Raw genomic sequence first — 7,061 nt, forward strand, 5'->3', positions numbered from 1 at the left:
CGCTGCCGCCTCCATCTACAGTCCTCAGCCCTATGACCAAGAGAATTCCTTCCTGATTATTGGTGAGCGACTCAATGCTAGTGGCTCCAAAAAATGCCGCGATCTCCTCAATGCCGAAGATTGGGATGGTCTCGTTGCCCTGGCCCGTGCCCAAGTGCGTGAAGGTGCCCACATCCTGGATGTCAACGTGGACTATGTGGGGCGCGATGGGGTGCGGGATATGCGCGAGCTGGTATCGCGGCTGGTTACCAACGTAACGCTGCCCCTGATGCTCGACTCGACTGAATGGCAAAAGATGGAAGCGGGTCTGAAGGTGGCCGGGGGCAAGTGCTTGCTGAACTCCACCAACTTTGAGGATGGTGAACCCCGCTTTTATAAGGTCCTAGAACTGGCAAAAACCTACGGCGCCGGCGTGGTCATCGGTACCATTGATGAAGAGGGGATGGCGCGAACGGCTGAAAAAAAGTTTGCCATTGCCCAACGGGCCTACAGGGCAGCCCTTGACTACGGCATTCCCCCCTGGGAAATTTTCTTTGACCCTCTGGCACTGCCAATTTCCACAGGGATTGAAGAGGATCGGGGCAATGGTCGAGAAACCATTGCGGCCATTCGGCGAATTCGCGCTGAACTCCCCGGCTGCCATATTCTGCTGGGGGTTTCCAATATCTCCTTTGGCTTAAATCCAGCAGCTCGCCAAGTCCTCAACTCAATGTTTCTCCACGAGGCCATGCAGGCGGGCATGGATGCTGCGATCGTCAGTGCTGCCAAGATCCTGCCCTTGGCCAAAATTGAGCCACAGCAGCAGCAGGTCTGCCGTGATCTCATCTACGACCGACGGCGATTTGAGGGGGAAGTGTGTGTCTATGACCCCCTTGCGGAACTGACTCGTCTGTTTGAGGGCAAGACCACCAAGCAGGATCGCTCCCCAGTGGAAAACCTGCCCCTTGAGGAGCGGCTCAAACGCCACATTATTGATGGCGATCGCCTTGGCCTCGAGGAGACCCTTGCCAAGGCCCTTGAAACCTATGCCCCCCTTGAAATTATCAATACATTCCTGCTCGACGGCATGAAGGTGGTGGGCGAACTCTTTGCCTCTGGGCAGATGCAGCTTCCCTTTGTTTTGCAGTCGGCAGAAACGATGAAGGCGGCTGTGGCCTACCTCGAACCCTTTATGGAAAAATCCGCCACCGGGGACACTGCCAAGGGCACCGTCGTCATTGCCACCGTGAAGGGGGATGTCCATGATATTGGTAAAAACTTAGTGGATATTATCCTCACCAACAACGGCTATCGCGTGATTAACTTGGGGATTAAGCAGCCGGTTGAAAATATCATCCAAGCCTATGAGGAGCATCAGGCAGACTGCATTGCCATGAGTGGCCTCTTGGTCAAATCCACCGCCTTTATGAAGGAAAATCTCGAGGTCTTTAATGAGCGGGGCATTACCGTTCCCGTCATTTTGGGGGGAGCTGCCCTCACCCCCAAATTTGTCTATGAGGATTGCCGGTCCACCTACCACGGTCAAGTGATCTACGGCAAGGATGCCTTTGCCGATTTGCATTTTATGGATCGGCTAATGAGTGCAAAGGCCGCAGGTCAGTGGGACGATCGCCAAGGATTTTTGGATGGTACAACGATCTCCACCCCAGAGGCAGGGAGCACACCCGCGATCGCCCCCGAACCCACCTCGGTTGCTGAACCCGACACATCAGAAGTGGTGGATACCCGCCGCTCTGAAGCTGTTGCTGTAGATATTCCCCGCCCCACACCCCCCTTCTGGGGCATTTGTCACCTCAAGCCGGATCAGATTCCACTTTCTGAGGTCTTTGCCTATCTGGATCTCCAAGCCCTGATTGCAGGTCAGTGGCAGTTTCGTAAACCTAAGGATCAAGACCGTGCCACCTACAACGTCTTCCTTGCGGAGAAGGTCTATCCCATCCTTGAGGAGTGGAAACAGCGCATCCTTGCTGAAAACCTGCTCCATCCTGAACTGATTTATGGGTACTTCCCCTGCCAAAGTGAGGGCAACACTGTCTATATCTATGATCCCGAAAGGGTAGGGGATAAAGAGGCCTGTGTCCCTGAGCGGGCGATCGCCCAGTTTACCTTCCCCCGCCAAAAGGGTGGCCGTCGTCTGTGTATTGCCGACTTCTTTGCTCCTGTGGAATCGGGCATCATTGATGTCTTTCCCATGCAGGCCGTCACCGTTGGTGAAATTGCCACCCAAGTGGCGCAGCAGCTATTTGCCGCCAATCAATACAGTGATTACCTCTACTTCCACGGGATGGCGGTGCAAACGGCTGAAGCCCTCGCCGAGTGGTGTCATGCCCGCATTCGCCGCGAGTTGGGGTGCACCCCTGATCCCGAGTCCATTCGCGATATTCTTGCCCAGCGCTACCAAGGCTCCCGCTATAGCTTTGGTTATCCTGCCTGCCCCAATATGCAGGACCAATATACGCAACTGCGACTCCTTAATAGCGATCGCATCGGCATGTACATGGACGAGAGCGAACAACTCTACCCTGAGCAATCCACGACAGCCATTATCTGCTACCATCCCACCGCCAAGTATTTTAGCGTCTAAGCCCCAGCTTTCCTTGGACCAATCGGAGCGAAAACCTTGTTGGGTGAGCAGTTCTTTGAGGACTAGCTGCCCCTGACGCCTCCCAAGGCCAATGGCAGCAACCAGTTGTCTCTCAATGTTTCGCCAGCATTTTTGGGCACTTGTAGTCCCTCAACGAGGGCAGGGACTTGGGGCACTGCCACGGGTTCTAGGTGAACTCTCCTGATCCCCTAGGGATAACCTGTTGTCGAGTCATGGTGGCGGGTTGCTGGTTCCCTTTGATGCGTGGCGGTATAGACTTGATCTTTCCCTCCTTGCAAGAACCGAGTCATTTGGGTTATCGGTCCACCGCTAAACCAGAGGGCAGGTTTTGATCGGCGGCGGCAAGTTCATCCCTTAGCAACTCTGATTGCAAGGGTGGAGTCCAGCCAATGCAATTGCTATTGATTGAGATCAGCGATCGCCCCAATGATAAACTGCAAACGTAAAGAGTGCCGGAGATGCCCGCGGTGACGCGCCCAAAAATTATTGTCCTAGATGATGACCCCACCGGTTCACAAACGGTGCACAGTTGCCTGCTGTTGACCCGCTGGGATGTGGATACCCTCTGTCGTGGCCTTGCTGATAGCGTACCCATCTTTTTTATCCTCACCAATACCCGTGCCTTGCCAGCAGAAATGGCAGCAGAGGTGACGCGCAGGGTTTGTCGTCATCTCAAGGAGGCGATCGCCCAAACGGGCACAACCGATTACATGATTGTCAGTCGTTCCGACTCCACCCTCCGCGGCCACTATCCCCTCGAAACGGATATCATTGCTGCGGAACTGGGTCCCTTTGATGCCCATTTTCTAGTGCCTGCCTTTTTGGAGGGGGGGCGCATTACCCGCGATAGCCAGCACTACCTCATGGTCGAGGGTCAGCCTGTGCCTGTCCATGAAACTGAGTTTGCTCGCGATTCTGTCTTTGGCTACCGCCACAGCTATTTGCCCGACTATGTGGCCGAAAAGACCCAAGGGCGAATTCCAGCCGGCGCTGTAGAACGCTTTTTACTGGCGGATTTGCGGCACCCAGCGGCCTTGCTCGATCGTTTAGCCCGCTTGCAGGGGAATGTCTGCGCCGTTGTGGATGCTGAAACCCAAGGGGATTTGGATCAGTTTGCTGCGGCCGTGCTCCAGGTGGCCAGTCAAGGAAAACGCTTTTTGTTCCGCAGTGCTGCCAGTTTACTGACTGCCCTCGCACAACTGCCCCCCCAACCCACCCCGCCAGCGGCAATGGCCACCTATTGCCGCCCTGGGCGCTATGGGGCAGTTTTAGTGGGTTCCCATGTGCGCAAAACCACTGAACAACTGACCGCCCTGCTGAAGGAACCCGATGTGTTTTCCATTGAAGTGCCCGTAGCACGATTGCGGGACAGTGCGGTGGCTGAAGCAGAAATGATTGCTGAGGTCTTGGCGGCGGTGGATCGGGCGATCGCCCAGGGGAAAACCCCTGTCATCTATACCAGCCGTCAGGAACTCACCTTTGCAGATGCACCGACACGCTTAGCCTTTGGGCAGCGGGTTTCTGAAGTGCTGATGGCGATCCTTCAGCAGCTCCCCGCCGATTTGCGCTATCTGATCAGCAAAGGAGGCATCACTTCCAACGATGTGCTCAGTAAGGGCTTAAACCTGGCCACGGTTCGCCTCTTGGGGCAAGTGATTCCCGGCTGCTCCGTGGTGCGCACCGCTGCCGATCATCCCCGCTTTCCAGAATTACCCGTGGTGCTGTTCCCCGGTAATGTGGGCGATCGCGAGGCACTGCGCACGGTCTATCATCGCTTTCAGGGCAGTGGCACTGCAATTTAGGAATGATTAGGAATGATTCCCCACTCCCTTGAATCTCGCTGAGTTCAGGGTTTAGAATGCAGTTGCAACAATAATAAACAATTTTTAATCTTTCCCGATAAGTGAATGAGTTTAGTCAACACGGTTGGGGCGAAATCAACGGTATGGCGGTGGCTACTGCCTGTTTTAGTCGTACTGCTGGTGAGCGGCGGTTGGATGTTGGCTCTCCTGTTGCCCCTGCGGGATCCCTACATTCAAGCTGTACGGGCGGCGGTGGGCAATCCCAGTCGCGGCGAACAAATTTTCATCCTCAACTGTGCGGGTTGCCATGGCATTGATGGCAAGGGGGAAGTCGGCCCTAGCCTCGTGCAGATTAGCCACCGGCGATCGCAGGTACAGCTCATTCAGCAAATTATCAGTGGCAATACCCCGCCCATGCCCAAGTTTCAAGCCCAGCCCCAAGACATGGCTGACCTATTAAGCTACTTGAAGACACTCTAAAAATTTTGACAAAAATCCCCCAGGTAAAGCTGGTATATTAAATTAAAAATTGTGTTATTAGCATTGCCAATTTCGAGCATCCTTTGGTGGGAATGGAAGAAGTCTTTGCAGTGGGCGATCGCGTTCGCCTTGTGGAACTGCCACCCTATGTGAAAACAGCGGAACCAATGCCAATGTTGCGTCCCGCCAGTATCCTCACCCTCGGTGAAGAAGGGGTTATTCTAGGCCAGCAACCGCGAAACTATTGGGTGGTGCGGCTCGAGCGGGGTGCCTTTTTGCTGGAAGCCAAGTATTTGAAGCGGGTTTAATGGCTCCCCTGCTGTCCCTGTGCATGATTGTCAAAAACGAGGCCCATCAATTGCGGCGTTGCTTGCTGTCGGTTCAGCCTTGGGTGGATGAAATCATTATTGTGGACACAGGCTCCACCGATGAGACGATCGCCATTGCTCGGGAATTTACACCCCACGTCCATGCCGTTGCTTGGCAAGCGGATTTTGCAGCCGCCCGTAATGCCGCCTTAGCCCAGGCCACTGGGGAGTGGGTCTTTTACATTGATGCCGATGAAGAATTGGTGGTTACGGATGCCAACTGGCAAGACCAATTGACGGCGCCGGGTGCCCATGCCATGAATCAGTGGAGTCTGCTGCGCCGTGAACAGTCTAGCGATCGCAACTGGAGTGAATTTTGGAATGTGCGCTTTGGCCGCCGCTTCCCCGACCTCCATTTTGCCGGCGCCCTCCATGAGCAACTCTACTATCGAGAACGAGAAGCGGTGGTGGGTCAATTGCAGGGGGTTTATCTCATTCACCACAACCAAGAAAGCCAAGAGCAATTCCTTGCCAAAATTCGCGATCGCAATATCCCGATCCTTGAAAAAATGGTGCAGCAGGGCGATCGCCGCCTGCAAAACTTGGTCTGCCTTGGGGATCACTACGCCGCCTGTGGCGATAGCGATCGCTCCCAAGCATGGTACGAACAAGCCCTCGAGCAGATTGCCCCTGCCGTCGAACAGGGGATACTCCCTAGGGACACCACATGGCTCCGTCATCTTCTCTTTTGGGTTAGCTACCGCGCCTTTGAAGCCAAGGACTACGAAACCGCCCAGTATTACCTCAGCTATGGCCTGCGCTTCTTTGATCGCTATCCGCCCCTGCTCTATGTAGCGGGGCTACTTATCTTTGAATTGGGCCTGCAGCGAGGGGCGCTGCCCTACTTTCACCGCTGTTTAGATCTCCTTGAGCAGGGAACCTACGATCGCGCTGAACCCTTTGATCGCCAGTGGATGACCACCCAGCCCGCCTACAGTTTGGGCTACACCTATATGACCCTTCAGGAGCGCGATCGCGCCATTGCCTACTTTCAAAAAGCCCTTGAATTTAACCCTGGCTATACCCCTGCCCAGATATACTTGCAGCAACTTCAGAAAATTTAGAAAAGCGTAGGTTAGTAGTTTGCTAGGATCAAATAGGAAAGTAAAGCAGTTAAACAGGATGGCACTGCTGGGACAGTCCGCAGCAGAACTGAAAGCATGGGTAGAAGCCCAAGGACAGCCCGGCTATCGCGGGCAACAACTCCATCAGTGGCTCTATCAAAAGGGGGCGCGATCGCTCCAAGAGATCACTGTCTTTCCGAAACAGTGGCGCGATGCCCTGACAGGTGTAGAGATTGGCCGCTCAGAAATTCGCTACCGCCATGATGCCCAGGATGGCACCGTAAAGCTGCTGTTGACCTTAGCCGATGGTGAAACCATTGAAACCGTAGGCATTCCCAGTAGCGATCGCCTGACGGTCTGCGTATCTTCCCAAGTAGGCTGCCCAATGGCTTGTGATTTTTGTGCCACCGGTAAAGGGGGCTACCGCCGCAATCTGGCCTGCCACGAAATCGTGGATCAGGTGCTCACGATCCAAAGTGAAATGGAGCGCCGTGTCAGCCATGTGGTATTTATGGGCATGGGCGAACCCCTGTTAAACTTACCTGCCGTTCTCCAGGCAATCACCTGTCTCAATCGCGATATTGGCATTGGTCAGCGGCACATCACCATTTCCACCGTGGGCATTCCCCAACAAATTCAGCAACTGGCACAGCACCAATTGCAAACCACCCTTGCCGTCAGCCTCCATGCCCCCAACCAAGCCCTACGGGAGCAACTCATTCCCAGTGCCAAACACTATCCC

General features: G+C 54.6%; 6 protein-coding genes. All 6 read left to right on the forward strand.

The genetic code is table 11. The annotated features are described in order from the left end of the window. A partial coding sequence (gene metH / locus H8Q75_RS04940) for a methionine synthase (RefSeq protein WP_297040839.1) occupies positions 1 to 2,584 on the forward strand: 2,584 nt, incomplete at its 5' end. 479 nt (positions 2,585 to 3,063) lie between these two features. Beyond that, the gene (locus tag H8Q75_RS04945; RefSeq protein WP_024124181.1) at positions 3,064 to 4,407 is read left to right on the forward strand and encodes a four-carbon acid sugar kinase family protein; all 1,344 of its coding nucleotides are present in this window, start codon (positions 3,064 to 3,066) and stop codon (positions 4,405 to 4,407) included. Between the two features lie 105 nt (positions 4,408 to 4,512). After that, positions 4,513 to 4,887, forward strand: a complete 375-nt coding sequence (locus tag H8Q75_RS04950) for a cytochrome c (protein ID WP_297040840.1) — start codon at positions 4,513 to 4,515, stop codon at positions 4,885 to 4,887. 92 nt (positions 4,888 to 4,979) lie between these two features. Continuing rightward, entirely contained in the window at positions 4,980 to 5,195 is a 216-nt protein-coding gene (gene sipA / locus H8Q75_RS04955; protein WP_297040841.1) for a regulatory protein SipA, read from the forward strand. Then, positions 5,195 to 6,319: a TPR domain-containing glycosyltransferase gene (locus tag H8Q75_RS04960; RefSeq protein WP_297040842.1), complete on the forward strand. Its 1,125-nt coding sequence runs from the start codon at positions 5,195 to 5,197 to the stop codon at positions 6,317 to 6,319. Before sipA ends, H8Q75_RS04960 begins: the two co-directional genes overlap by 1 nt. 58 nt (positions 6,320 to 6,377) lie before the next feature. Beyond that, positions 6,378 to 7,061, forward strand: a 684-nt coding sequence (rlmN, locus tag H8Q75_RS04965; RefSeq protein ID WP_297040843.1) for a 23S rRNA (adenine(2503)-C(2))-methyltransferase RlmN, incomplete at its 3' end; no start/stop codon positions are given.

The sequence above is a fragment of the Thermosynechococcus sp. OHK43 genome (assembly GCF_014466085.1).
Classification (GTDB): domain Bacteria; phylum Cyanobacteriota; class Cyanobacteriia; order Thermosynechococcales; family Thermosynechococcaceae; genus Thermosynechococcus.

Bases quoted from the DNA above. Each gene is read 5' to 3' on its own strand.
- H8Q75_RS04950 (WP_297040840.1), top strand. From the start codon at position 4,513: ATGAGTTTAGTCAACACGGTTGGGGCGAAATCAACGGTATGGCGGTGG.
- sipA (WP_297040841.1), top strand. From the start codon at position 4,980: ATGGAAGAAGTCTTTGCAGTGGGCGATCGCGTTCGCCTTGTGGAACTG.
- H8Q75_RS04960 (WP_297040842.1), top strand. From the start codon at position 5,195: ATGGCTCCCCTGCTGTCCCTGTGCATGATTGTCAAAAACGAGGCCCAT.
- H8Q75_RS04945 (WP_024124181.1), top strand. From the start codon at position 3,064: ATGCCCGCGGTGACGCGCCCAAAAATTATTGTCCTAGATGATGACCCC.